Source organism: Leifsonia shinshuensis, assembly GCF_013410375.1.
GTDB classification, from domain to species: Bacteria; Actinomycetota; Actinomycetes; order Actinomycetales; family Microbacteriaceae; genus Leifsonia; species Leifsonia shinshuensis.
In genome coordinates this window covers 2,295,289-2,319,528 of the sequence record NZ_JACCFL010000001.1, presented here as the reverse complement: position 1 = coordinate 2,319,528, position 24,240 = coordinate 2,295,289, and the positions used below count along the sequence as shown (strand labels likewise).

Sequence of the window (24,240 nt, the reverse complement as noted above, 5' to 3'; positions counted from 1 at the left end):
AGAAGAGAAGAAGAAACCACGATGACCGACACCACTTCCACCACCGCCTCCCCCACGGCCGCGCTCTCCGCCGCCGGCGTCAGCATCTGGCTCGACGACCTGTCCCGCGAGCGCATCACCACGGGCGGACTCCAGAAGCTGATCGCCGAGCGCAACGTCGTCGGCGTGACCACCAACCCGACGATCTTCGCCGCCGCCCTCGCCAAGGGCGAGGCGTACGACGCGCAGGTCAAGGAGCTCGCCGCCGCCGGCGTCAGCGTCGAGGACGCGATCTTCGAGATCACGACCGACGACGTCGCCGACGCCAGCGACATCTTCCACGAGGTCTTCGAGGCCAGCAACGGCGTCGACGGCCGCGTCTCCATCGAGGTGGAGCCGGGCCTCGCGCACGACGCGAAGGCCACCATCGAGACGGCGAAGAAGCTCGCCGCCAAGGTCGACAAGCCCAACGTGCTGATCAAGATCCCGGCGACGGTCGAGGGCCTGGAGGCCATCACCGAGACCATCGCGGCCGGCATCAGCGTCAACGTCACGCTGATCTTCAGCCTGGAGCGCTACCGCCAGGTGATCGACGCCTACCTGACCGGTCTGGAGAAGGCCAAGGCCGCGGGCATCGACCTCGCCGGCATCCAGTCGGTCGCGTCGTTCTTCGTGTCCCGCGTGGACACCGAGGTCGACAAGCGCCTGACCGCGATCGGCACCGACGAGGCCCTCGCCCTCAAGAGCAAGGCCGGCATCGCGAACGCGCGCCTCGCCTACGAGCTGTACGAGCAGGAGTTCGCCACCGACCGCGCCAAGGCCCTCGTGGCCGCCGGCGCGAACGAGCAGCGCCCGCTCTGGGCCTCCACCGGCGTGAAGGACCCGAGCCTGCCCGACACCCTCTACGTCACCGAGCTGGTCGCGCCGAACACGGTCAACACCATGCCGGAGAAGACGCTGGAGGCGACCTTCGACCACGGCGAGATCACCGGCGACACCGTCACCGCCAACTACGCCGACGCGAAGGGCGTCCTGGACGCGCTGGCCGGCCTCGGCGTCGACTACGACGACGTCACCGCCACCCTCGAGCGCGAGGGCGTCGACAAGTTCAACGTGTCGTGGGGCGAGCTCGTCGAGACCGTCACCAACGCCCTGGAGGCCGCCACGGGCTCGGAGGCCGCCAAGTGACCTTCCGCATCCACGTGACCGGCCCGGCGGCCCAGGCCGTCGCGTCGGTCGTGCCGCAGCTCGTCGCCGACCGGGTCGCCTCCGGCATCACCGCGCAGGACCCGACCCTCTGGGGTCCTGAGGCCGAGGCCGAGGCGTCCAAGCGCCTCGGCTGGACCGAGGCCGTCGCGATCTCCCGTCCGCTGGTCCCCGAGATCGTCGCGCTGCGCGAGCAGCTGCACGCCAAGGGCGTCAACCACATCGTCCTCGGCGGCATGGGCGGCTCCTCACTCGCGCCGGAGGTCATCACGCGCACCGCGGAGGCCGAGCTCACGGTCCTCGACTCGACCGACCCGGGCCAGGTGCTCTCGGCACTGCGCGACCGCCTCGCCCAGACCGCCGTCGTCATCTCCTCCAAGTCCGGCTCGACCCTGGAGACCGACAGCCAGAAGCGCGTGTACGAGAAGTGGTTCCGCGACGCCGGGATCGACCCGGTCGAGCGCATCGTCGTCGTCACCGACCCGGGCTCGCCGCTCGACCAGTCGGCGCGCGAGGCGGGCTACCGCGTGTTCAACGCCGACCCCAACGTGGGCGGCCGCTACTCGGCGCTCACCGCGTTCGGGCTCGTCCCGTCCGGCCTCGCCGGCGTGGACATCTCCGAGCTGCTGGACGAGGCGGAGGCGACCCTCATCGAGCTCGCCGTCGACAACGACGCCAACCCGGGCCTCGTGCTCGGCGCGGCGATCGCCGGAACCAACCCGCTCAAGGACAAGCTGGGCCTCGTCGCCGACGGCACCCACATCGTCGGGTTCCCCGACTGGGCCGAGCAGCTCATCGCGGAGTCCACCGGAAAGAACGGCACCGGCCTGCTGCCCGTCGTGCTCGACACGCTCGCTCCCGAGCTGTCGTCGAAGCCGGCCGACCTCCAGGTCGTGCGGCTCGTCGCCAACGCGGAGGCGCACCACCTGTTCCCGGCCGACCGCCACGAGGGCGAGATCCTCGTGTCCGGCAGCCTGGGCGCCCAGCTGATCGTCTGGGAGTACGCGACCGCGGTCGCCGGGCGCCTGCTCGGCATCAACCCGTTCGACCAGCCCGACGTGGAGGCCGCCAAGGTCGCCGCCCGCGCGCTGCTCGAGAACCGTCCGGAGCCCGTCGCCCCCGCGTTCACCGCGGGCGGCATCGAGGTGCGCACCACCGGCTCGTTCCTCGGCGACGCGTCGACGCTCGACGGCGCGGTGGACGCCCTCCTCGCCCAGCTCGGACCGGACGGCTACGTCTCGGTCCAGGCCTACGTCGACCGGCTGGCGCTGCCGCAGCTCGCGGGCATCCGCGACCTGCTCGCCGCCAAGGCCGGCCGTCCCGTCACGTTCGGCTGGGGCCCGCGCTTCCTGCACTCGACCGGTCAGTTCCACAAGGGCGGCCCCGCCGTCGGCGTGTTCCTGCAGATCACCGCAGTCGCTCCGGAGGACCTGGAGATCCCGGACCGCCCGTTCACCTTCGGCCAGCTCATCCAGGCCCAGGCCGCCGGCGACGCCAGCGTCCTCGGCGAGCACGGCCGTCCGGTCCTGACCCTGACCCTCACGAACCCCGAGGCCGACGTCGTCTCGCTGTTCGAGGCCGTCAACTAGAGGAGCCAGATGTCACCGGTGGAGATCACCCCGGAGTTCAATCCCCTGCGGTTGCCCTCCGATCGTCGCCTCAACCGCATCGCGGGGCCGAGCAGCCTCATCATCTTCGGCGTGACAGGCGACCTGTCCCGCAAGAAGCTGATGCCGGCCGTCTACGACCTGGCGAACCGCGGCCTCCTGCCGCCCGGGTTCTCGCTCGTCGGGTTCGCCCGGCGCGACTGGGAGGACCAGGACTTCGAGAAGGTCGTCTACGACGCGGTCAAGCAGTACGCGCGCACCCCGTTCGACGAGGACGTGTGGAAGCAGCTCGCCCAGGGCGTGCGCTTCGTCCCCGGCGAGTTCGACGACGACGACGCGTTCCAGCGGCTGAAGGAGACCGTCGAGAAGCTGGACGCCGAGCGCGGCACGATGGGCAACCACGCGTTCTACCTGTCGATCCCCCCGAAGGCGTTCCCGCTGGTCACGGCGCAACTCAAGAAGTCGGGGCTGGCCGACCAGTCCGGCACCGGCTGGCGGCGCGTAGTCATCGAGAAGCCGTTCGGCAGCGACCTGAAGTCGGCGCGCGAGCTCAACAAGGTCGTGGAGTCGGTGTTCCCGCCGGACTCGGTGTTCCGCATCGACCACTACCTCGGCAAGGAGACGGTCCAGAACATCCTGGCGCTGCGCTTCGCGAACGAGCTCTACGAGCCGATCTGGAACGCCAACTACGTCGACCACGTGCAGATCACGATGGCCGAGGACATCGGCGTGGGCGGCCGGGCCGGCTACTACGACGGCATCGGCGCGGCCCGCGACGTCATCCAGAACCACCTGCTGCAGCTCCTCGCCCTCACGGCGATGGAGGAGCCGATCTCGTTCGACGCCGCCGATCTGCGCGCCGAGAAGGAGAAGGTGCTCGCCGCCGTCCGCCTGCCGAAGGACCTCGCCAAGGCTACGGCCCGCGGGCAGTACAGCAGCGGCTGGCAGGGCGGCGAGAAGGTCGTCGGCTTCCTGGAGGAGGACGGGATGAACCCCGAGTCCACCACGGAGACCTACGCGGCGATCAAGCTGGAGATCGGCACCCGCCGCTGGGCCGGCGTGCCGTTCTACCTGCGGGCGGGCAAGCGCCTGGGCCGCAGGGTCACCGAGATCGCCGTCGTGTTCAAGCGCGCGCCGCAGCAGCTCTTCGCCGAGTCGCAGACCAGCGCGCTCGGCCAGAACGCGCTCGTCATCCGCGTCCAGCCCGACGAGGGCGTGACCATCCGCTTCGGCTCGAAGGTCCCCGGCGCCGGCATGCAGGTGCGCGACGTGAGCATGGACTTCGGCTACGGCCACGCCTTCACCGAGGCGAGCCCCGAGGCCTACGAGCGGCTCATCCTGGATGTGCTGCTCGGCGACCCGCCGCTGTTCCCGCGGCACGAAGAGGTCGAGCTGTCCTGGAAGATCCTCGACCCGATCGAGGAGTTCTGGGCCACGCTGGGCCAGCCCGAGCAGTACCGCCCCGGAACCTGGGGCCCGACATCCGCCGACGAGCTCCTCGCCCGCGACGGCCGCGTCTGGAGGCGTCCATGATCGTCGATCTCCCCGACACCACGACGAGCAACATCTCGAAGGCGCTCGTCAAGATCCGCGAGGAGGGCGGCGCCGTCGCCCTCGGCCGCGTGCTCACGCTCATCATCGCGACCCACCTCGGTCAGGAGGAGGAGGCCATCGAGGCCGCCAACGACGCCTCCCGCGAGCACCCGATGCGCGTCATCGTGGTCTCGACCGAGGAGGAGCGCAGCCACACGGACTCCGGGCGCCTCGACGCCCAGATCCGCGTCGGCGGCGACGCGGGCGCCAGCGAGGTCATCGTGCTCCGCGCCTACGGCGAGACGGCGAGCGACGAGGAGGGCCTGGTCACCGGCCTCCTGCTGCCCGACGCCCCCGTGGTCGTCTGGTGGCCGGGGATCGCGCCGGCCAAGGTGTCGCACTCCCCGCTCGGCCGGATCGCCACGCGCCGGATCACCGACGCGTCGGCCCAGCCGAACCCCCAGGAGGCGCTCTTCCACCTGGCCGACACGTACGCCCCGGGCGACACCGACTTCGCCTGGACGCGGCTCACCCTGTGGCGCGCGCAGCTCGCCGCGGTGCTCGACCAGCCGCCGTACGAGCCGATCACCGCGGTGGAGGTCGCCGGCGCCGCCGACTCGCCCTCCACCCTGCTCCTCGCCGCCTGGCTGCGCCTGCAGCTGCAGGTGCCCGTCCAGTACGACCTGGCGTCGCGCGCGATCGGCTCCGGCGGCATCCACGGCGTGAAGATGGAGCGCGCGTCCGGCACGATCGAGCTGGAGCGCGAGGTTCCGAACGTGGCCCGCCTCTCCCAGCCGGGCCAGCCGACGCACGACCTGGCGCTGCCGCGCCGCAACCTCCGCGACTGTCTCGCCGAGGAACTGCGTAGGCTGGACCCCGACGACCTGTACGGCGAGGTCATCACGAAGGGCCTCGGGCTGCTCGAGGCCTCCGACGAAGGAGCGGTCGCGACAGCATGACGAACGAACGGCGGGTGCTCGTCCACCCTGACAAGGAGGCCCTCGCCGCGTCGGTGGCCGCGCGTTTCCTCACCAAGACGATCGACATCCTCGACGACCTGGGCGCGGCCAACATCGCGCTCACGGGCGGCACGATGGGGATCGCGGTGCTGGAGGCCGTGAACGGCTCGCCGGCGCGCGACACCATCGACTGGTCGAAGGTGCACTTCTGGTGGGGTGACGAGCGGTTCGTCGAGAAGTCGAGCGAGGAGCGCAACGAGCGCCAGGCGCGCGAGGCGCTCCTCGACCACCTCCCGGTGCCGCCGGAGAACATCCACCCGTTCCCGGCGTCGGACGAGATCCCCGACATCGAGGAGGCCGCGAGCGTCTACGCCGCCGAGCTGCAGGCGTTCGCCCCGGAGGGTCAGGCCTTCCCGAAGTTCGACATCACCTTCCTGGGCGTCGGGCCGGACGGCCACATCGCGTCGCTGTTCCCGGACCGCGCGGGCATCCGCGAGACGGAGGCCACGGTCATCGTCGAGCGCGAGTCGCCCAAGCCGCCGCCGCAGCGCCTCAGCCTCACCCGGCCGGTGCTCAACGCCTCCGACCGGATCTGGCTGGTGCTGTCGGGCAGCGACAAGGCGAGCGCTCTCGGGCTCGCCCTCGCCGGCGCGAGCTACACGGAAGTGCCGGTCGCCGGCGCCAAGGGCCGCAAGCGCACCGTGTTCTTCGTGGACAAGGACGCCGCGGTAGACGTGCCGGAGAACCTCATCGCTCCGAGCTACTGAGCCCGAACCTACAAAGCGCAGACACACGAGAAGCCCCGCCGGTCATCGACCGGCGGGGCTTCTTCGATTGATGCTCTAGTTGCTGGTGGGCTTGCCGCGGCGGGCGCGCAGCTGGTTGAGGGCGTCCTCGAGCAGCTGCTCCGCCTCCTCCTCCGAGCGGCGCTCCTTCACGTAGGCCAGGTGCGTCTTGTAGGGCTCGGTCTTCGCGACCGACGGCGGGTTCTCCTTGTCGCGGCCGGCCGGGAGGCCGGTGGACGGCGAGTCGATCACGTCGGGGATCTCCTCGTCGGGCAGGTTCGCCGCGAAATAGCGGACGGTCTCGTTGCCGAGGGCGTCCCAGTACGAGATCGCCACGCGCTCGGCGTGGAAACCCCGGTCCTGCTCCCCCATCGGGCCTGCGCCGACGCGCGAGCCACGGATTGCGCTTCCTCCGGATGCCATGTTTCTCCTCTGGTGAAGGCGCGCCGGCTAGGCGCTGAACTTGGTGATGAGGCCCAGGACGACGATGCAGGTGATCCAGATGAGCCCGAGAATGACGGTGATCCTGTTGAGGTTACGCTCCGCGACGCCCGACGCGCCGAGGTTGGAGGTGACGCCGCCGCCGAACATGTCGGAGAGGCCGCCGCCGCGTCCCTTGTGCAACAGGATGAGGAGGGTCAGCAGGAGGCTGGTGATCCCCAGCAGGACCTGGAGGATGACCGTGAGAATCTGCACGCTTGACCTTTCGATGCGACCGGGCCCGCGCCCGGCAAAACCAACGACCAGTATAACCGCCGGAGGGCGCGGCGGCTCACCCCGGTTGCGGGGAGCCGCCGCGCGCCGTCAGAGTCCGACGTGCTTCTGGTAGCGGATGATGGCCGAGAACTCGGCCACGTCCAGGCTCGCGCCGCCGACGAGCGCACCGTCGACATTCGGCTCGCGCATGAAGCCCGCGATGTTGCCCGACTTCACCGAGCCGCCGTAGAGGATGCGCGTCTTGGCCGCGACGTCCTCGCCGAGCAGCTCGACGATGACCCCGCGCAGCGCCGCTGCGACCTGCTCGGCCTGCTCCGGCGTCGCCGCCTGACCGGACCCGATGGCCCAGACCGGCTCGTACGCGACGACGAAGTCCGCCGCCGAGTCGACGGACGCCAGGGCGGCGCGCAGCTGCGCCACCGGGACGGCGCTCGCGCCGTGCGTCTCCAGGTCCTCCGCCGTCTCGCCGACGCAGATGATCGGCGCGATGTTGTTCTTGATCGCCTGCGCGACCTTCGCCGCGACCTGCTCGTCGGTCTCGTTGTGGAGCGTCCGGCGCTCCGAGTGGCCGATGATCACATAGCGCGACTCCAGCGCCGCCAGGAACGACGCGGCGATCTCGCCGGTGTACGCGCCCGAGTCGTGCTCGGACACGTCCTGGCCGCCGAAGGCGATCGGGAGCTTGTCGGCCGAGACCAGCGTCTGCACGCTGCGCAGGTCGGTGAAGGGCGGGAAGACGGCGACCTCGACGGCCGAGTAGTCGTGCCCCGCGTCCTTCAGCGTCCACGCCAGCTTCTGGACGACCGCGATCGCCTGCAGGTGGTCGAGGTTCATCTTCCAGTTGCCCGCGATCAGCGGGACGCGCCGCACGGAACCGTTCACTGCTGCCATCCCAGGACCTCCAGACCCGGCAGGCGCTTGCCCTCGAGGAACTCGAGGCTCGCGCCGCCACCGGTAGAAATGTGACCGAACTGATCGTCGGAGAAGCCGAGCGCGCGCACGGCGGCCGCGGAGTCTCCCCCGCCGACGACGCCGAGGCCGTCGACCTCGGTGAGCGCCTGCGCGATCGCCTTGGTGCCTGCCGCGAACGGCGCCAGCTCGAAGACGCCCATCGGGCCGTTCCAGAACACCGTGCGGGCGCCGCGGATGTACTCCGAGAACAGCTCGCCGGTGGCGGGGCCGATGTCGAGGCCGAGCCCGGAGGCGCCCCAGTCGGTGTCCTCGATGCCGTCGATCGGGCGCACCACGTGCTCCGCGTCCGCGCCGAACTTCGAGGCCACGACCACGTCGCGCGGCAGCACGATCTCGACGCCGAGCTCCTCGGCCTTCGCCAGGTAGCCCTTCACGGTGTCGAGCTGGTCGGCCTCCAGCAGGCTGGAGCCCACCTTGTGGCCGAGCGCGGCGAGGAAGGTGAACAGCATGCCGCCGCCGATGAGCAGCGAGTCGACGCGCGGGAGCAGGTGGCCGATCACGCCGAGCTTGTCCGACACCTTGGAGCCGCCGAGCACGACCGCGTAGGGCCGCTCGGGGTTCTCGGTGAGCCGGTCGAGCACGTCCAGCTCGGTCGCGATGAGCGTGCCCGCGGCGCTCGGGAGCGCCTTGGCGAGCTCGTACACGCTGGCCTGCTTGCGGTGGACGACGCCGAAGCCGTCCGACACGAACGCGTCGCCGAACGCGGCGAGCTTGGCGGCGAAGGCCTCGCGCTCCGCGTCGTCCTTGGCGGTCTCCCCCGGGTTGAACCGGAGGTTCTCCAGCAGGGCGACGTCGCCGTCCTTCAGGCCGGCGACCGCCGACTCGGCGCCAGCGCCGACGGTGTCCTGCGCGAAGGTCACCGGCTTCCCCAGCAGCTCCGAGAGCCGCTGGGCCACCGGGGCCAGGCTGTACTTCGAATCCGGCGCGCCGTCGGGGCGGCCGAGGTGGGAGATCACGACCACCCTGGCGCCCTGATTGATCAGGGCGTCGAGGGTGGGAATCGACGCTCGCACGCGACCGTCGTCCGTGATCTTCCCGTCCTGGAGGGGGACGTTCAGATCACAGCGGACGACGACGCGTTTTCCCGCGAGCGAACCGAGTGAGTCGAGGGTGCGGAGCGTCACGTCGGTTCCCGGCCCTTAGAGACGCTCGGCGACGTACTCGGTCAGGTCGACCAGACGGTTGGAGTAGCCCCACTCGTTGTCGTACCAGCTCGAGAGCTTGACCTGGTCGCCGATGACGCGCAGCAGCCCGGAGTCGAAGATCGACGAGTGCGGGTCGGAGACGATGTCGGAGGAGACGATCTCGTCCTCGGTGTACTTGAGGATGCCCTTCAGCGGTCCCTCTGCGGCCTTCTTGTACGCGGCCTTGACCTCGTCGACGGTGACCGGGCGCGAGGCGGTGACGGTCAGGTCGGTGATCGAGCCGGTGGGGACCGGGACGCGCAGCGCGAAGCCGTCGAGCTTGCCCTTGAGCTCCGGGAGCACCAGGCCGATCGCCTTGGCGGCGCCGGTGGAGGTCGGGACGATGTTGATCGCGGCGGCACGGGCGCGGCGGAGGTCGCTGTGCGGGCCGTCCTGCAGGTTCTGGTCGGCGGTGTAGGCGTGGACCGTGGTCATCAGGCCGCGCTCGATGCCGAACTCGTCGTTGAAGACCTTGGCCAGCGGCGCGAGGCAGTTGGTGGTGCACGACGCGTTGGAGATGATGTTGTGCTTCTCCGGGTCGTACAGGTGCTCGTTCACGCCGATGACGAACGTGGCGTCCTCGTCGGTCGCCGGAGCGGAGATGATGACCTTCTTGGCGCCCGCCTCGATGTGCTTCTTGGCGTCGGCGGCCTTGGTGAACCGGCCGGTGGACTCGATGACGATGTCCACGCCCAGGTCGCCCCACGGGAGGTTGGCCGGGTCGCGCTCCTCGAGGACCTTGATCGGCTTGCCGTTGACCACGATGCTGTCGCCCTCGAGCTCCACCGTCGCGTCCAGGCGGCCCGTGATCGAGTCGTACTTGAGCAGGTGCGCGAGCGTCTTGTTGTCGGTGAGGTCGTTCACCGCGACGATCTCGAGGTCGCTGCCCTTGGCGAGGGCCGCGCGCAGGTAGTTGCGACCAATGCGACCGAACCCGTTGATTCCGATCTTTACGGACACAGATGTCTCCCGTTGCTTGATGGGGCGCCGGACGGCGCCATGTGGGTGTTTTCAGGCGGACGGCGGCGTCCCGGGAAGGCTCCCTCCCGGGACGCCTTTCCGCTACGACAGTAGCAGCAGACCGGAGGTCTTCTCGCGGGCCTTCTCGAAGCGGTCGTTGACGTCCGCCCAGTTGGTGATGTTCCAGAACGCCTTGACGTAATCCGCCTTCACATTGACGTAGTCGAGGTAGAAGGCGTGCTCCCACATGTCGAGCAGCAGCAGCGGGATGGTGGCCGCCGCGAGGTTGCCCTGGTGGTCGTAGAGCTGCTCGATGATGAGCTTCTGGCCGAGCGAGTCCCACGCGAGGATCGACCAGCCGGAGCCCTGGATGCCGAGCGCCGACGCCGTGAAGTGGGCGCGGAACTTGTCGAACGAGCCGAAGAACTCGTCGATCGCCGCGGCGAGCTCGCCGGTCGGCTTGTCGCCGCCCTCCGGGGACAGGTTGTTCCAGAAGACCGTGTGGTTGACGTGGCCGGCGAGGTTGAACGCCAGGTCCTTCTGCAGCTTGTTGACGTAGGTCAGGTCGTCGGCGTCGCGGGCCTCGGCCAGCTTGGCGAGGGCGGTGTTGGCGCCGTCCACATACGCCTTGTGGTGCTTGTCGTGGTGCAGCTCCATGATCCGGCCGCTGATGTTCGGCTCCAGGGCCGAGTAGTCGTACGGAAGGTCGGCGAGCGTGTAGTCAGCCATTACTCATCTCCACAGTTGTTCTTCTTCGAGACCCGAATCGGGCGACTTGTCCAGTCTAGTGAGGGCAACCCGGCCGGTCGCGGGTTCCTTCCCGGCCGCACGCCCACTGCGGAAACTACACCTCATCCAGGTCGGCCGGGAGGTTGGCGTCGGTGCCGGGGATGTCCAGCTCGGAGGCCTTCTTGTCGGCCATCGCCAGGAGGCGGCGGATGCGGCCGGCGACGGCGTCCTTGGTCATGGGCGGGTCGGCGTGGTGGCCGAGCTCGTCGAGGCTGGCGTCGCGGTGCGCCAGGCGGAGCTCGCCCGCGTAGCGCAGGTGCTCGGGGACGTCCGGGCCGAGGATCTCCAGGGCGCGCTCGACGCGGGCGCAGGCGGCGACGGCGGCCTGGGCGGAGCGGCGCAGGTTGGCGTCGTCGAAGTTCACCAGGCGGTTCGCCGTCGCGCGCACCTCGCGGCGCTGGCGCAGCTCCTCCCAGTTGGCGACCGTCTCTGCCGCGCCCATCTGCACCAGCATCGCGCTGATCGCCTCGCCGTCGCGGATGACGACGCGGTGCACGCCGCGCACCTCGCGCGCCTTGGCCGGCACGCCCAGGCGGCCGGCGGCGCCGACCAGGGCCATCGCGGCCTCGTTGCCGGGGCAGGTGACCTCCAGCGCGGCGGAGCGGCCGGGGTCGGTCAGCGAGCCGTGCGCGAGGAACGCGCCGCGCCAGACCGCCGCGAGCTCCTCGCGGGAGCCCGTGGTCAGCCGGTTCGGGAGGCCGCGGATCGGGCGGCGGCGGGCGTCCAGCAGGCCGGTCTGCCGGGCGAGCGTCTCGCCGCCCTCGAGGACGCGGACCAGGTACTGGCTGCTGCGGCGGACGCCGGAGGCCGAGATGACGGAGACGTCGCTGCGGACGCCGTACAGCTCGGCGAGGTCCTTGCGGACGCGGCGGGCGAGCTCGGGCGTGTCCAGCTCGCTCTCCACCGCGATCCGGCCGCCGATCAGGTGCAGGCCGCCCGAGAACCGCAGGATGGTCGCGAGCTCCGCGGCGCGGACGGTCGTCTTGCTGACTTCGACCTTCGTGAGTTCGTCTTTGACGTCGGCGGTGAGAGCCAATCGGATTCCTAACTGTGAAAGACGGCGCGGGTCACGCCGTGAAGTGGGCGGCCGGCATCATTCACGGCCCAGGTCGCGGTGCTTGGTGTTGACCGCGACGCCGGGGAAGCCCCTCAACCGGGCCGCGAGCTCTTCGGCTATCGCGACGGACCGGTGCTTCCCTCCCGTGCAGCCTATCGCGATCATCGCGTGCCGCTTGTTCTCCCGCTGGTATCCGGCGAAGATCGGGCGCATCGCGGCGACGTAGCCGGTAATGAACTCCTCCGCGCCGTCCTGTTCGAGCACGTAGTCGCGCACGATCTCGTCCAGTCCCGTGTGCGGGCGCAGCTCGGGATTCCAGAACGGGTTGGGCAGGAACCGCGCGTCGGCGACCAGGTCGGCGTCGGGCGGCAGGCCGTACTTGAAGCCGAAGCTCATCACGGTCACCTGCACGCCGGCCGTGTCCTCCGCCGCGAAGGTGTCGGTGATGTTGGTGGCGAGCTGGTGGATGTTCAGATCGGTGGTGTCGACGATGATGTCGCTCGCCTCGCGGATCTCGCGCAGCCGGGCGCGCTCCGCGTCGATGCCGTCGAGGATGGTGCCGTTGCCCTGCAGCGGGTGCGGGCGGCGCACCTGCTCGAAGCGGCGGACGAGCACGGCGTCGGAGGCCTCCAGGAACAGCACGCGCACCTTGGTGCCCTCGCGCAGGCTCTGGATCATGGACTGCAGGTCCTCGAAGAAGTTGCGGCCCCGGACGTCGACCACCGCGGCGATCCGCGGCAGCCCGGACTCCGCCCGGTTCGCCAGCTCGATGAGCGGCCGCAGCATCTGCGGAGGCAGGTTGTCGACCACGTACCAGTCGAGGTCTTCGAGGGCGTTCGCGACCGTCGACCGGCCCGCGCCCGACATCCCGGTCACGATCAGCACTTCCTGCTGTTCGGCGTTCGTGTCGATGTCGGTCGCCACGTGCTCTCCTTCTCTGAACCGCGTGCGACCAGCCTACCGACTGACCCGCCGGCCCGAGACGGTTTCCCGTGCCGGTGCGCGCTTGCGCGGTCCCCTCTTCGCGGGTGGGCCGCGCTCAGCCGGCGGCGAGGCGCTCGTGGACGGCGGCGGCGAGGGTCGGGCCGACGCCGCGCACCTCGGCGATCTGCTCGGGCGTGGCCTGGCGCAGCTGCGCCACGGAGCCGAAGTGCTTGAGCAGCTCCTTCACGCGCGCGGGGCCGAGGCCGGGGATCTCGCCGAGCACGGTGGAGATGTCGCGCTTGCGCCGCGCCCGCTGGTAGGTGATCGCGAAGCGGTGCGCCTCGTCGCGGATGCGCTGCACCAGGAAGAGCGCGTCGCTGTTCCGCGGCAGGATGACCGGGAAGTCGGAGTCGGGCAGCCAGATCTCCTCCAGCCGCTTGGCGATGCCGGCGAGCTGGATGCCGGTGACCCCGGACTCCTCCAGGGCCCGCTGCGCGGCGGCGACCTGCGGCTGGCCGCCGTCGACGATGAGCAGGTTGGGCGGGTAGGAGAACTTCCGGCGCCGGCGCTCGGCGGCCTCCGCGAGCTCGGCGTCGACGTCGATCCGCGGGTCGTCGCCGTCGCTGTCGGGCTGCTCGATGTCGGGCTGCTCGCTGTCGGGCTGCTCGGTGCCGGTGTCCTCCGGCTGGTCGCCGCCGTCCCTCAGGTACGCCAGCCGGCGCGAGATCACCTGGTAGATCGACTCGGTGTCGTCGGTGGACTCCGGGATGCTGAACCGCCGGTACTGGTCCTTGCGCGGCAGGCCGTCCTCGAACACGACCATCGACGCGACGATGTTCGTGCCGCTCAGGTGCGAGACGTCGAAGCACTCCATGCGCAGCGGGGCCTCAGCCATGCCGAGGGCGTCCTGGATGTCGTTGAGCGCCTTCGACCGCGCGACGAAGTCGGAGCTGCGCCGGGTCTTGTAGAGGATGAGCGCGTTCTTCGCGTTCATCTCCGCGGTCTGCGCGAGCGCGGCCTTGTCGCCGCGCTGGGCGACCCGCAGCTCGACGCGGCCGCTGGACTTGGGGCCGCGCCGCACCGGGCCGGCCTCGTCGGCCTCCACGCGCCGGGCCATGAGCCACTGCTCGAGCTCCGTGGCGTCCTCCGGCAGCTCGGGCACGATGATCTCGCGCGGCGGGGCGTCGGCGCCCTCGTACGCGTTCTGCAGCACGGTCTCGACCAGCTCGCCCAGCGAGATGTCGAGCTCCTTGTCGACCACCCAGGAGCGCACACCGCGGATCCGGCCGCCGCGGACGATGAACTGCTGCACGGCGGCGGCCAGCTCGTCGTGGGCGATGCCGAAGGCGTCGAGGTCGACGTTCTCCTGGAGGACGACCGCGCTCTTGCCCATGGCCGCCTCGAGCGCGCCGATCGCGTCGCGGTGCCGCGCGGCGGCCTCGTAGTCGAGCGTGCTCGCCGCCTGCTTCATCTTCTCGGTGAGGTCGCGGATGTACTTGCTGTCGTTGCCCGCCATGAAGGAGACGAAGTCCTCGGCCAGCTCGCGGTGGTCCTCCGGGCTGATCCGGCCGACGCAGGGCGCGGCGCACTTGCCGATGTCTCCGAGCAGGCACGGCCTCCCGGTGAGCTCGGCGCGGCGGTACACGCCGTCCGAGCAGCTGCGCACCGGGAAGGCCTTGAGCATCAGGTCGACCGTGTCGCGGATAGCCCAGACCTTGGTGTACGGGCCGAAGTAGCGCGCGTCCTTGAGGTTGCGGTTGCGCGTGACCATGACGCGCGGGATGCGCTCGCCCAGCGTCACCGCGAGGTACGGGTACGACTTGTCATCCCGGAACTGCACGTTGAACGGCGGGTTGAACTCCTTGATCCAGGTGTACTCGAGCTGGAGCGCCTCGAACTCGCTCGCGACGACGGTCCACTCGACGCTGGACGCGGTCGTGACCATCCGCCGGGTGCGCTCGTGCAGGCTCCGCAGCGGCTGGAAGTAGTTGCTCAGCCGCGCGCGGAGGTTCTTCGCCTTGCCGACGTAGAGCACCCGCCGGTTCTTGTCGCGGAACCGGTACACACCGGGCTGGGTGGGGATCTCGCCGGCCTTGGGGCGGTAGCCGACCGTGTCCGTACTCTGCACAGCGTGATCCTACGCGGCGCCGCGGACACGCTCGCTGCCGAGCGCGCCCTCCCCCTGCAGGATCTCCTTGAGGAAGTAGCCGGTGTGGCTCCCCGGCGTCTCGGCCACCTGCTCCGGCGTGCCGGTCGCGATGACCTCGCCGCCGCCCGCGCCGCCCTCCGGACCCATGTCGATGATCCAGTCGGCGGACTTGATGACGTCGAGGTTGTGCTCGATGACGATGACGGTGTTGCCCTTGTCGAGCAGACCGTTCAGCACCAGCAGGAGCTTGCGGACGTCCTCGAAGTGCAGACCGGTGGTCGGCTCGTCGAGCACGTAGACGCTGCGGCCGTTCGACCGGCGCTGCAGCTCCGTCGCGAGCTTGACGCGCTGCGCCTCGCCGCCCGACAGCGTCGTGGCGCTCTGGCCGAGCCGGACGTAGCCGAGGCCGACGTCCACGAGCGTCTGCAGGTAGCGGTGGATCGCCGAGATCGGCCGGAAGAACTCGGCCGCCTCGCTGATCGGCATGTCGAGCACCTCGGCGATGTTCTTGCCCTTGTAGTGCACGGTCAGGGTGTCGCGGTTGTAGCGCGCTCCCCCGCAGACCTCGCACGCGACGTAGACGTCGGGCAGGAAGTTCATCTCGATCTTGATCGTGCCGTCGCCCGAGCACGCCTCGCAGCGGCCGCCCTTGACGTTGAAGCTGAACCGGCCGGGCAGGTAGCCGCGGGCCTTGGCCTCCGGCGTCTCGGCGAACAGCGTGCGGATGCGGTCGAACACGCCGGTGTAGGTCGCCGGGTTGGACCGCGGCGTGCGCCCGATCGGCGCCTGGTCGACGTGCACGACCTTGTCCAGGTTCTCGAGCCCGGTCACCGTGCGGTGCTTGCCGGGGAGCTTGCGGGCGCCGTTGAGCTTGTTGGCGAGCACCCGGTACAGGATGTCGTTGACCAGCGACGACTTGCCGGAGCCCGAGACGCCGGTGACCGCCACGAACGCGCCGAGCGGGAAGTCGACCGTGACCTTCTTGAGGTTGTTGGCCTCGGCGTCGACCACCCGGATCACGCGCTTCTTGTCGATCTTGCGCCGCTTCTCCGGGATGACGATCTCGCGCCGCCCGGCGAGGTAGTCGCCGGTGAGCGACTCGGTGTTGGCCAGCAGCTCGTCGTACGAGCCCGAGTGCACGACGTGGCCGCCGTTGACGCCGGCGCCCGGGCCGATGTCGACGATCCAGTCCGCGGTGCGGATGGTGTCCTCGTCGTGCTCGACCACGATCAGCGTGTTGCCGAGGTCGCGCAGCGCGACGAGCGTGTCGATCAGCCGCCGGTTGTCGCGCTGGTGCAGGCCGATGCTCGGCTCGTCCAGCACGTACAGCACGCCGGTGAGCCCTGAGCCGATCTGGGTCGCCAGGCGGATGCGCTGCGCCTCGCCGCCCGAGAGCGTCGCAGCGGCGCGGGCGAGGTCGAGGTAGCTGAGGCCGACCTGGATGAGGAAGTCGAGCCGGATCTTGATCTCGCGCAGCACCTGCGCGCCGATCTTCTGCTCGCGCTCGGTCAGGTGCAGCTTCTCCATGAACGCACGCGCGTCCGACAGGCTGAGCAGCGACGCGTCCGCGATGGACGCGCCGTGGACGAGCACCGACAGCACCTCGGGCTTCAGCCGCTTGCCTTGGCAGACCGGGCAGGGCACCTCGCGGAGGTACTCGGCCCAGCGGGCGCGCTGGGTGTCGGTCTCGGCCTGCATGTACTGGCGCTCGATGTAGGGCACGACGCCCTCGAAGCCGGAGGTGTACGACATCTCGCGGCCGTAGCGGTTCTTCCACCGCACCTTGACCTCGAAGTTGTCGCCGCGTAGCACGGCCTCCCGCACGTTCTGCGGAAGCTTCTTCCACGGCGTCTTCAGCGAGAAGCCGAGGTCGCGGGCGAGGCCGTCGAGCAGCTTCTCGTAGTAGTTGAAGAGGCCCTTGCCCTGCGTCGTCCACGGGACGATGACGCCCTCCGCGATGCTGAGCTCGTCGTCGCCGAGCAGCAGGTCCTCGTCCACCGACATGCGCGTGCCGAGGCCCGAGCACTCCGGGCAGGCGCCGAACGGCGCGTTGAACGAGAAGGTGCGCGGCTCGATCTCGGTGAGCTGGATCGGGTGGCCGTTCGGGCAGGACAGCTTCTCGCTGAACGACTGCCACGCCTCGGGACCCTCACGGTCGACGAAGTTGACCTGCACGAGCCCGTCGGTGAGCCGCAGCGCGGTCTCCAGCGAGTCGGTGAGCCGGCCGAGGATGTCGGGACCGGCGACCAGGCGGTCGACCACGACGGAGATGTCGTGCTTGTACTGCTTCTTGAGGGTCGGCGGCTCGCTCAGCTGGATCTGCTCGCCGTCCACGAGCGCGCGCGAGTAGCCGCTCGCCGCCAGCTCCTTGAAGAGGTCGACGAACTCGCCCTTCTTCTGGGAGATGACCGGGCTGACCACCATGTAACGCGTGCCCGGCTCCAACTCCATGAGCTGGTCGGCGATCTGCTGCACCGTCTGGCGCTGGATCTTCTCGCCGCAGACCGGGCAGTGCGGGACGCCGATGCGCGCCCAGAGCAGGCGCATGTAGTCGTAGATCTCGGTGATCGTGCCCACCGTCGACCGCGGGTTGCGGTTGGTGGACTTCTGGTCGATCGAGACCGCGGGGCTCAGGCCCTCGATGAAGTCGACGTCCGGCCGGTCGACCTGGCCGAGGAACTGCCGCGCGTAGGCGGACAGCGACTCGACGTAGCGGCGCTGGCCCTCGGCGAAGATCGTGTCGAACGCGAGCGACGACTTGCCCGATCCGGACAGACCGGTGAAGACGACGAGGGAGTCCCGCGGGATCTCGAGGTCCACGTTGTGAAGGTTGTGCACGCGCGCGCCGCGGACGCTCAGGTGCGAACCCACGACCTTGCTCGGATTTCCTGCCGAACTCCTGCTACTCAGAGTGCTCACTCGTTCCATTCTCCGCTATTCGCCGTCGCCCCACCCGCGTGTTCGCCCACCGCGCACGACGCGGTGCCCCGTCGGTCACCCCGGTGACGAGTTCGAAGCTTTGTTCGATTCTAGCAACTCGGGCAGGCTGGATGCGACCACGCGCGAGCGTACGCCGGACCACCGACATTCGTACCCGCGGGTGCGTCTCAGACGCGCGGCCGGGCGAGCAGCAGCGTCGCGAGCAGCGCGACGAGCCCGACGATCGCGCCGCCCGACACGATCGCGAGCCACGGCGCCGCCGCCGGCCGGGCGATGAGCAGCAGCACGGTCGCCGCCGCCTGCACCGGGAGCTGGATGAGGACCACGCGGCGCAGCGACGGCAGCAGCGCGGCCGGCTGCAACCGGGCGCCGGCGGGGAGGACCAGCATCCAGGAGGCGAGGACGTGCAGCACGTGCACGGCGGCGATCAGGGCGAGCAGCCGCGGGGTGAGCGTCCCCGGTTCCAGCAGCGTGGAGAAGGCGAGCACGGCGATGAGCACCCAGGCGACGCGCCAGCGCGGCACGGCGACGGCGACGCCGGTCAGCAGGACCGCCAGCGTCGGCCACATCCCGCTGGGCGCCGTGGTGAGCGCGAGCGGGACGGCCACGACCGCGAAGGCGACGCGCAGCGACCAGGCGGGGACCGTGAGGCCGAGGTCGGGGGCGGGAGCGGCGCCGGGCGACCGCTCCCCCGTCGCGCTCACGGCCGCCTCCTCGGCGTCGCCAGCCGCCGGAGCGTCGCGTCGCGGTCCGGCGAGGACCACTCCAGCAGCTCCGCCCCCGCCGCCCGGAGCCGGTCGAGGCGGAGTGCGCGCTCCAGGTCCACCACCCGCAGGGCGAAGCGCTCCCTCGCCGGGAGCTCCGCGACGCTCCGCGGCGGCAGCACGTCCACCACGATGACCCGATGGCCCGCGGCGCGCCAGGTGAGCGCGAGCCGCATGGCCTGGTCGTCGAGGAACGTCGACAGGACGAACACGACCGCCCCCTGCGCCAGCCGGGGCGCGCGCGCCCGCTCGGTCGCCGAGCCGTGCGCGGTGGTCAGCTCGACGGCGCGCAGCACCCGGCTGAGGTGCCGGGCGCCCGCGCGGGGCGGCAGTGCGCGCCGGGCGTCGGAGAGGTCGTCGAAGCCGACGCGGTCGGAGGCCGCCGCGTACGCGCCCGCCAGCGACACCGCGGCCTCCCTGGCGAGGTCCAGCGAGGTCGCGCCCGGCCGCGGGTAGGGCGCCGCCCAGCCGGCGACCGCGCCCGGCACGTCGTCGCGGGCGTCGATCACCAGCTGGACCGCGGCGTCGGAGGTCGCGGTGGTGCGGCGCACATACAGCTCGCCCGGCCGCTGGGCGAGGCGCGCGGTCGCCTTCCAGTCGATGCGGCGCAGCCGGTCGCCCGGCCGGAACCGGTCGATGTCGCGGAACTCGCCGCCGTCGCCCGGCCGCGAGGAGACGTGGGCGCCGGTCAGCCCGAGCAGACGCGCGGGCAGCGGCAGGCTCCGCACCCGCTGCGCGGCCGGGCGCACCACCCGCTCGGCCACAGCCGGAAGTCCGGGGTCGCCGGTCCAGGCGGCGTCGGGCCCGATCCCGCGGGCGGCGATCGAGAGGATCCGCTGCGGCCCGGAGTGGGAGACCGCGACGCGGAAGCGCAGGCGTGCGGCGTTCGCCGGCGTCACGACCGCGTCCTCCGGCTCGCGGTCGGCGCGGTGGATGCGCAGGTGGACGCCGTCGACGCCTCCCTCGGCCTCCGCCACGGCGTCGACCCGCACCCGGCCGTCCGGGTCATCGCCGCCGATGGCCACGCTCGTGCGCGCGCCCGCCGCCTGCGGACGCGACGACCAGCCGAGCACCGCGGCCAGCAGCAGCGGCGCGGCCACGAGCACGAGCTCCACCCGCGACATCACGAACGCCGCCACCAGGCACACCATCGCGACGATCGCGGCGGCGGTCACCCCGGGGCTCAGCGCCCAGCCCGAGCCGCCGGCGGGAGCCTCCTCCCGCTCGCGCGGCCCGGGCATGCGGGCCCGCGACCAGAGGGACATCAGGGAGCCGTCTCCCGCTCCCGCACGCCCACCGCGGGCGGCCCTGGCACCGAGGACACCACTTCCAGCACGACCTGGGACGCGCTCACACCGCTCGTCCACGCCTGCACGGTCAGCGTCAGGCGGTGGGCGAGCACCGGCACCGCGACCCGTTTGACGTCGTCGGGGATGACGAAGTCCCGGCCGGCGAGGACCGCGAGCGCCCGCGCGACCAGGAGCAGCCCCTGCGAGCCGCGCGGGGACGCGCCGACCTCCACCGAGCGGTGCCGGCGGGTGGCCGCCGCGAGGGCGACGCAGTAGGCGGCGATGTCCGGGTCGACGTCCACCCGCTCGACGCCGGCCTGCATGGCCAGGAGCGTGCGCGCGTCGGTGACGGGCTCGACGGTCGCGACCTCGTGCCGTCGCGCGACGCGGGCGAGCAGCACCCGGGCCTCGCCGTCCGCGTCCGGGTAGCCGACGCCGAGCCGCACCATGAAGCGGTCGAGCTGGGCCTCCGGCAGCGCGTAGGTGCCCTCCGACTCGATCGGGTTCGCCGTCGCGACGACGTGGAACGGGCGCGGCAGCGCGAAGCTGCGGCCCTCGACGGACACCTGGCCCTCGGCCATCGCCTCCAGCAGCGCCGACTGCGTCTTGGGCGACGTGCGGTTGATCTCGTCCGCGAGGAACAGCCCGGTGAACACCGGTCCCGGCCGGAACTCGAACTCCGCGGTCGACGGGACGTACACGAACGAGCCGGTGATGTCCGAGGGCAGCAGGTCGGGCGTGCACTGCAGCCGCCGGAAGTCGAGGCCGACCGCGCTCGCGATGCTCCGCGCCGCGAGGGTCTTGCCGAGCCCGGGGACGTCCTCGAACAGCACGTGGCCGCCGGCCAGCACGGTCGCCAGCGCGATGTGCAGCGGCTCGCGCATGCCGACGACGACGCTCTCGACCCGTTCCAGCACCTCGGCGCCGAGGCGGGCGACCTCCGCGACGGGCAACGGGGCGAGTCCGTCGGCAGCGGCAGCGGTGGCTGCTGTGGTGGTCGTGGTGTCGGTTCGGCTGTCCGGGATCATGCGGCTCCTGTCAGATCGGCGGCGGTGGTTCCGGTCGGGGACCAGGCGGCGGCGATGGCCTCCAGGCGGGCGAGGGCGGCCGCGAACTCCTTCGGGCGCGGGGCGGCAGCGCTGCCCTTGCGGAGCAGTACGGCGGTCTCCTCGCCGAGCAGCCGGACGACCTCGGGCTGGGACGCCGGGTCGTCGAGCTGCACCCCGTGCCGGTCGAGGACTTCAGCGGCGAGCCCGCGGAGGCGGCGGACCGCCTCGGGCGACACCCGTCCGCCGCGGGCGCCGAGCGACCAGCCGAGCTGGACGACGTCCCGCCGGGCGCCGGGCCGCGGCTGCGGCGACGGGACCGGCCAGGTCACCTCGGCCTGCTCCCCGAGCAGCGACAGCACGGCGCCGAGCGCGAAGACGACGAAGCCGAGCCCGACCGCGTGCGGGGTGTCCATCCCGAAGAACCAGGCCGCCGTCCCGACGATCGCGGCGGTGAGCACGCACCCGACGGCGCGCCGGACCATCCGTGCTCGGGTCATCGGACCACCCCTCCGGCGGCGGCGGCGCCCCACGAGGCGCGCAACGCCTCGACCGCGGCGCGGGCGGCATCGACGTCGGACGCGGTCACGGGCGCGTCGCTGAACCGGGCGCGCAGGTACAGGTCGAGGAGTTCGCCGGCGGCGGCGCGGTCCGACGCCACACGGCTGACCACGCGCCGGACGAACTCCCCCGGCGTCTCGGCCGGCAGCCGGTGGACGCCGCTGTCCGCCGCGCCCTCCTCCAGGCCGAGCCACGCCCGCTCGATCGCGTCCCGCGGCTCGCGGTCCTCGCCGAGCAGGTCGAGGGCACGATCGAGGCCGCGACGGACGCGTTCGGGCCGGGGCTGCGCGGGCGGCTCCGGCGCGACACTGCCCTCGGTCGAGCCGGCCACGTCGCCGCTGAGACCGGGGAACACGGGTTGCAGCCTGCGTCGCAGATACCGCCAGAGCAGGGCGAGCAGCACCACGACGATCAGGGCGATCACGGCGTACGTCACCCAGGTCAGGTCGATGCGGGTCTCGTGCGGGATGTCCTCCGGGGTGGGAGTGCCGGTGACCTGCTGCTCCCCCGGGTGCGGCTGGAGGTCAGCAGCGGGCGGGGTGAACCGGAGGCCGGTGAAGACCGGCGCACCCTGGAACGCGAGCGCGACCCCGGAGAAGGCGAGGAGCAGCCCGGCGGCGGTGACCATCCCCCACCGCTGCCGCGACCGCGTCGCCTTCGAGCCCACCCTGCCACCGTAGCGCGGAGACGCGCCCTACCCCAGGTGGCCGGCCTTCTCCATCTGGCGGAGGTCGCGCTTCAGGTCCGACAGCTCGTCGCGCAGGCGCGCGGCCAGCTCGAACTTGAGCTCGCCGGCGGCCGCGAGCATCTGCTCGTTCAGGTCGGCGATCAGCGACTCCAGCTCGGCGGCGCCCTGCGCGGCGATGCCGCCGTTGCGGAGGTTCGGCGTCGGGCTCTTGCGGCGCTGCTCACGGCCGGCGAGGATCCGCGCGGTGTCGGCCTCCTCGCGCGCCAGCACATCGGTGATGTCGGCGATGCGCTTGCGCAGCGGCTGCGGGTCGATGCCGTTGGCCCGGTTGTACTCGAGCTGGAGCTCGCGGCGGCGGTCGGTCTCCTCGATCGCGTTCTTCATCGAGTCCGTGAGCACGTCGGCGTACATGTGCACCTCGCCGGAGACGTTGCGCGCCGCGCGGCCGATGGTCTGGATGAGCGACGTCGAGGAGCGCAGGAAGCCCTCCTTGTCGGCGTCGAGGATCGCCACCAGCGACACCTCGGGCAGGTCGAGGCCCTCGCGGAGGAGGTTGATGCCGACCAGCACGTCGTAGACGCCCGCGCGCAGCTCGGTGAGGAGCTCGACGCGGCGCAGCGTGTCCACGTCGGAGTGCAGGTAGCGCACCTTCACCCCGGCCTCCGCCAGGAAGTCGGTCAGCTCCTCGGCCATCTTCTTGGTCAGGGTGGTGACCAGGATGCGCTCGTCGCGTTCGACGCGGACGCGGATCTCCTCGAGCAGGTCGTCGATCTGGCCCTTGGTCGGCTTGACGACGATCTGCGGGTCGACCAGTCCGGTCGGGCGGATGATCTGCTCCACGATGCCGTCCGCGACGCCCAGTTCGTACTGGCCGGGGGTCGCCGACAGGTACACCGTCTGGCCGACGCGGTCCTTGAACTCGTTCCAGCGCAGCGGCCGGTTGTCCAGGGCGCTCGGCAGCCGGAAGCCGTGCTCCACGAGCGTGCGCTTGCGGGAGGCGTCGCCCTCGTACATCGCGCCGATCTGCGGCACGGTGACGTGCGACTCGTCGATGACGACGAGGAAGTCGTCCGGGAAGTAGTCGAGCAGGCAGTTCGGCGCCTCGCCCGGCTGCCGGCCGTCGATGTGCCGCGAGTAGTTCTCGATGCCGGAGCAGAAGCCGATCTGCTCCATCATCTCCAGGTCGAACTGGGTGCGCATCCGCAGTCGCTGGGCCTCCAGCAGCTTGCCTTCGCGCTCCAGCTCCTGCAGGCGCTCGCGCAGCTCCTCCTGGATGGTGCCGATGGCGCGCTGCATCGTCGCCGGGCTGGCGGCGTAGTGCGTGGCGGGGAACACCGAGACGGCGTCCATCTTCTGGAGCACCTCGCCGGTGAGCGGGTGCAGCGAGTAGAGCGCCTCGATCTCGTCGCCGAACAGCTCGACGCGGACGGCGTGCTCCTCGTACATCGGGATGATCTCGATCGTGTCGCCGCGCACGCGGAACTTGCCGCGCGAGAAGTCGACGTCGTTGCGCTCGTACTGCATCGCCACGAACCGGCGGATCAGCGCGTCGCGGCCGACGTTCTGGCCGACCTGGAGCGCGACCATGGCCTCCAGGTACTCCTCCGCGGCACCGAGGCCGTAGATGCAGGAGACGGTGGAGACCACGACCACGTCGCGCCGGCTGAGCAGCGAGTTGGTGGTGGAGTGCCGCAGCCGCTCGACCTCGGCGTTGACCGACGAGTCCTTCTCGATGAAGGTGTCCGTCTGCGGGACGTAGGCCTCGGGCTGGTAGTAGTCGTAGTACGAGACGAAGTACTCGACCGCGTTGTTGGGCAGCAGCTCGCGGAACTCGTTGGCGAGCTGCGCCGCCAGAGTCTTGTTGTGCGCGAGGACGAGCGTGGGACGCTGGACCTGCTCGACCAGCCAGGCGGTGGTCGCCGACTTGCCGGTTCCGGTCGCGCCGAGCAGGACGACATCGGTCTCGCCGGCGTTGATGCGGGCGGCGAGCTCGGCGATGGCCTTGGGCTGATCGCCGCTGGGCGCGAATTCACTGACGACCTCGAACGGACGGACGAGACGCGTGGCTTGCATGAGTCCAGTCTAGGAAGGACCACCGACATCGCGGCCCGCTCTCGCTGAGAGCGGAACG

Annotated in this window: 21 protein-coding genes; 5 read left to right on the top strand and 16 right to left on the bottom strand. The window is 71.1% G+C overall.

Annotated features, from left to right (window positions below; translation table 11 throughout):
- Positions 1-21 precede the first annotated feature (21 nt).
- Genes tal through pgl form a run of 5 tightly spaced genes read left to right on the top strand, consistent with a single transcriptional unit; the run spans position 22 to position 6,051 of the window.
- Positions 22-1,167 carry a transaldolase gene (gene tal / locus HNR13_RS11265; protein ID WP_179605837.1) on the top strand — a complete coding sequence of 382 codons (1,146 nt, stop codon included), beginning with the start codon at positions 22-24 and terminating at the stop codon, positions 1,165-1,167.
- Entirely contained in the window at positions 1,164-2,774 is a 1,611-nt protein-coding gene (locus HNR13_RS11260; RefSeq protein ID WP_179605836.1) for a glucose-6-phosphate isomerase, read from the top strand. Before tal ends, HNR13_RS11260 begins: the two co-directional genes overlap by 4 nt.
- A gap of 9 nt (positions 2,775-2,783) precedes the next feature.
- Positions 2,784-4,325, top strand: a complete 1,542-nt coding sequence (zwf, locus tag HNR13_RS11255; protein WP_179605835.1) for a glucose-6-phosphate dehydrogenase — start codon at positions 2,784-2,786, stop codon at positions 4,323-4,325.
- On the top strand, positions 4,322-5,284 hold the full coding sequence (locus HNR13_RS11250; protein WP_179605834.1) for a glucose-6-phosphate dehydrogenase assembly protein OpcA: 963 nt from the start codon (positions 4,322-4,324) through the stop codon (positions 5,282-5,284). The genes zwf and HNR13_RS11250 overlap by 4 nt, the downstream gene beginning before the upstream one ends.
- Entirely contained in the window at positions 5,281-6,051 is a 771-nt protein-coding gene (pgl, locus tag HNR13_RS11245; protein ID WP_179605833.1) for a 6-phosphogluconolactonase, read from the top strand. The genes HNR13_RS11250 and pgl overlap by 4 nt, the downstream gene beginning before the upstream one ends.
- Before the next feature lie 75 nt (positions 6,052-6,126).
- Here pgl and HNR13_RS11240 read toward each other — a convergent pair whose 3' ends face one another.
- From HNR13_RS11240 to uvrB, 16 genes are all read right to left on the bottom strand, one after another.
- Positions 6,127-6,492 carry an RNA polymerase-binding protein RbpA gene (locus HNR13_RS11240; RefSeq protein WP_179605832.1) on the bottom strand — a complete coding sequence of 122 codons (366 nt, stop codon included), beginning with the start codon at positions 6,490-6,492 and terminating at the stop codon, positions 6,127-6,129.
- A gap of 27 nt (positions 6,493-6,519) precedes the next feature.
- Positions 6,520-6,765, bottom strand: a complete 246-nt coding sequence (gene secG, locus HNR13_RS11235) for a preprotein translocase subunit SecG (RefSeq protein WP_179605831.1) — start codon at positions 6,763-6,765, stop codon at positions 6,520-6,522.
- Positions 6,766-6,873: 108 nt separating this feature from the next.
- Positions 6,874-7,677 (bottom strand): triose-phosphate isomerase, encoded by an 804-nt coding sequence (gene tpiA, locus HNR13_RS11230; RefSeq protein WP_179605830.1) that lies wholly within the window; start codon positions 7,675-7,677, stop codon positions 6,874-6,876.
- Positions 7,665-8,882 carry a phosphoglycerate kinase gene (locus tag HNR13_RS11225; RefSeq protein ID WP_179605829.1) on the bottom strand — a complete coding sequence of 406 codons (1,218 nt, stop codon included), beginning with the start codon at positions 8,880-8,882 and terminating at the stop codon, positions 7,665-7,667. Before HNR13_RS11225 ends, tpiA begins: the two co-directional genes overlap by 13 nt.
- Positions 8,883-8,897: 15 nt before the next feature.
- Positions 8,898-9,902 (bottom strand): type I glyceraldehyde-3-phosphate dehydrogenase, encoded by a 1,005-nt coding sequence (gene gap / locus HNR13_RS11220; RefSeq protein ID WP_179605828.1) that lies wholly within the window; start codon positions 9,900-9,902, stop codon positions 8,898-8,900.
- Between the two features lie 102 nt (positions 9,903-10,004).
- The gene (locus HNR13_RS11215) at positions 10,005-10,631 is read right to left on the bottom strand and encodes a superoxide dismutase (protein ID WP_179605827.1); all 627 of its coding nucleotides are present in this window, start codon (positions 10,629-10,631) and stop codon (positions 10,005-10,007) included.
- A 115-nt stretch (positions 10,632-10,746) separates the two neighbouring features.
- Complete coding sequence (gene whiA / locus HNR13_RS11210; RefSeq protein WP_179605826.1) at positions 10,747-11,727, bottom strand: DNA-binding protein WhiA; 981 nt, start codon at positions 11,725-11,727, stop codon at positions 10,747-10,749.
- Positions 11,728-11,784: 57 nt separating this feature from the next.
- Positions 11,785-12,672: an RNase adapter RapZ gene (gene rapZ, locus HNR13_RS11205; protein ID WP_179605825.1), complete on the bottom strand. Its 888-nt coding sequence runs from the start codon at positions 12,670-12,672 to the stop codon at positions 11,785-11,787.
- 115 nt (positions 12,673-12,787) lie between these two features.
- Positions 12,788-14,800, bottom strand: coding sequence for an excinuclease ABC subunit UvrC (gene uvrC / locus HNR13_RS11200; RefSeq protein ID WP_179605824.1), 2,013 nt, complete (start codon positions 14,798-14,800; stop codon positions 12,788-12,790).
- A 9-nt stretch (positions 14,801-14,809) separates the two neighbouring features.
- Positions 14,810-17,749 carry an excinuclease ABC subunit UvrA gene (uvrA, locus tag HNR13_RS11195; protein WP_246312747.1) on the bottom strand — a complete coding sequence of 980 codons (2,940 nt, stop codon included), beginning with the start codon at positions 17,747-17,749 and terminating at the stop codon, positions 14,810-14,812.
- Between the two features lie 179 nt (positions 17,750-17,928).
- A complete protein-coding gene (locus HNR13_RS11190; protein ID WP_179605822.1) occupies positions 17,929-18,465 on the bottom strand; it encodes a hypothetical protein in 537 nt (178 codons plus the stop codon).
- Positions 18,462-19,790 (bottom strand): DUF58 domain-containing protein, encoded by a 1,329-nt coding sequence (locus tag HNR13_RS11185; RefSeq protein WP_246312746.1) that lies wholly within the window; start codon positions 19,788-19,790, stop codon positions 18,462-18,464. The genes HNR13_RS11190 and HNR13_RS11185 overlap by 4 nt, the downstream gene beginning before the upstream one ends.
- A complete protein-coding gene (locus tag HNR13_RS11180) occupies positions 19,790-20,842 on the bottom strand; it encodes an AAA family ATPase (protein ID WP_179605821.1) in 1,053 nt (350 codons plus the stop codon). Before HNR13_RS11180 ends, HNR13_RS11185 begins: the two co-directional genes overlap by 1 nt.
- A complete protein-coding gene (locus HNR13_RS11175; protein WP_179605820.1) occupies positions 20,839-21,360 on the bottom strand; it encodes a hypothetical protein in 522 nt (173 codons plus the stop codon). Before HNR13_RS11175 ends, HNR13_RS11180 begins: the two co-directional genes overlap by 4 nt.
- Positions 21,357-22,088 (bottom strand): DUF4129 domain-containing protein, encoded by a 732-nt coding sequence (locus HNR13_RS11170; protein ID WP_343063530.1) that lies wholly within the window; start codon positions 22,086-22,088, stop codon positions 21,357-21,359. The genes HNR13_RS11175 and HNR13_RS11170 overlap by 4 nt, the downstream gene beginning before the upstream one ends.
- 27 nt (positions 22,089-22,115) lie before the next feature.
- On the bottom strand, positions 22,116-24,182 hold the full coding sequence (uvrB, locus tag HNR13_RS11165; RefSeq protein ID WP_179605819.1) for an excinuclease ABC subunit UvrB: 2,067 nt from the start codon (positions 24,180-24,182) through the stop codon (positions 22,116-22,118).
- Between the last annotated feature and the right edge of the window lie 58 nt (positions 24,183-24,240).

Coding starts and splice junctions, on each gene's coding strand:
- HNR13_RS11215 (WP_179605827.1), bottom strand. CDS start 10,631: ATGGCTGACTACACGCTCGCCGACCTTCCGTACGACTACTCGGCCCTG.
- tal (WP_179605837.1), top strand. CDS start 22: ATGACCGACACCACTTCCACCACCGCCTCCCCCACGGCCGCGCTCTCC.
- HNR13_RS11175 (WP_179605820.1), bottom strand. CDS start 21,360: ATGACCCGAGCACGGATGGTCCGGCGCGCCGTCGGGTGCGTGCTCACC.
- HNR13_RS11180 (WP_179605821.1), bottom strand. CDS start 20,842: ATGATCCCGGACAGCCGAACCGACACCACGACCACCACAGCAGCCACC.
- uvrA (WP_246312747.1), bottom strand. CDS start 17,749: ATGGAACGAGTGAGCACTCTGAGTAGCAGGAGTTCGGCAGGAAATCCG.
- uvrB (WP_179605819.1), bottom strand. CDS start 24,182: ATGCAAGCCACGCGTCTCGTCCGTCCGTTCGAGGTCGTCAGTGAATTC.
- pgl (WP_179605833.1), top strand. CDS start 5,281: ATGACGAACGAACGGCGGGTGCTCGTCCACCCTGACAAGGAGGCCCTC.
- HNR13_RS11185 (WP_246312746.1), bottom strand. CDS start 19,790: ATGTCCCTCTGGTCGCGGGCCCGCATGCCCGGGCCGCGCGAGCGGGAG.
- HNR13_RS11250 (WP_179605834.1), top strand. CDS start 4,322: ATGATCGTCGATCTCCCCGACACCACGACGAGCAACATCTCGAAGGCG.
- HNR13_RS11240 (WP_179605832.1), bottom strand. CDS start 6,492: ATGGCATCCGGAGGAAGCGCAATCCGTGGCTCGCGCGTCGGCGCAGGC.
- tpiA (WP_179605830.1), bottom strand. CDS start 7,677: ATGGCAGCAGTGAACGGTTCCGTGCGGCGCGTCCCGCTGATCGCGGGC.
- zwf (WP_179605835.1), top strand. CDS start 2,784: ATGTCACCGGTGGAGATCACCCCGGAGTTCAATCCCCTGCGGTTGCCC.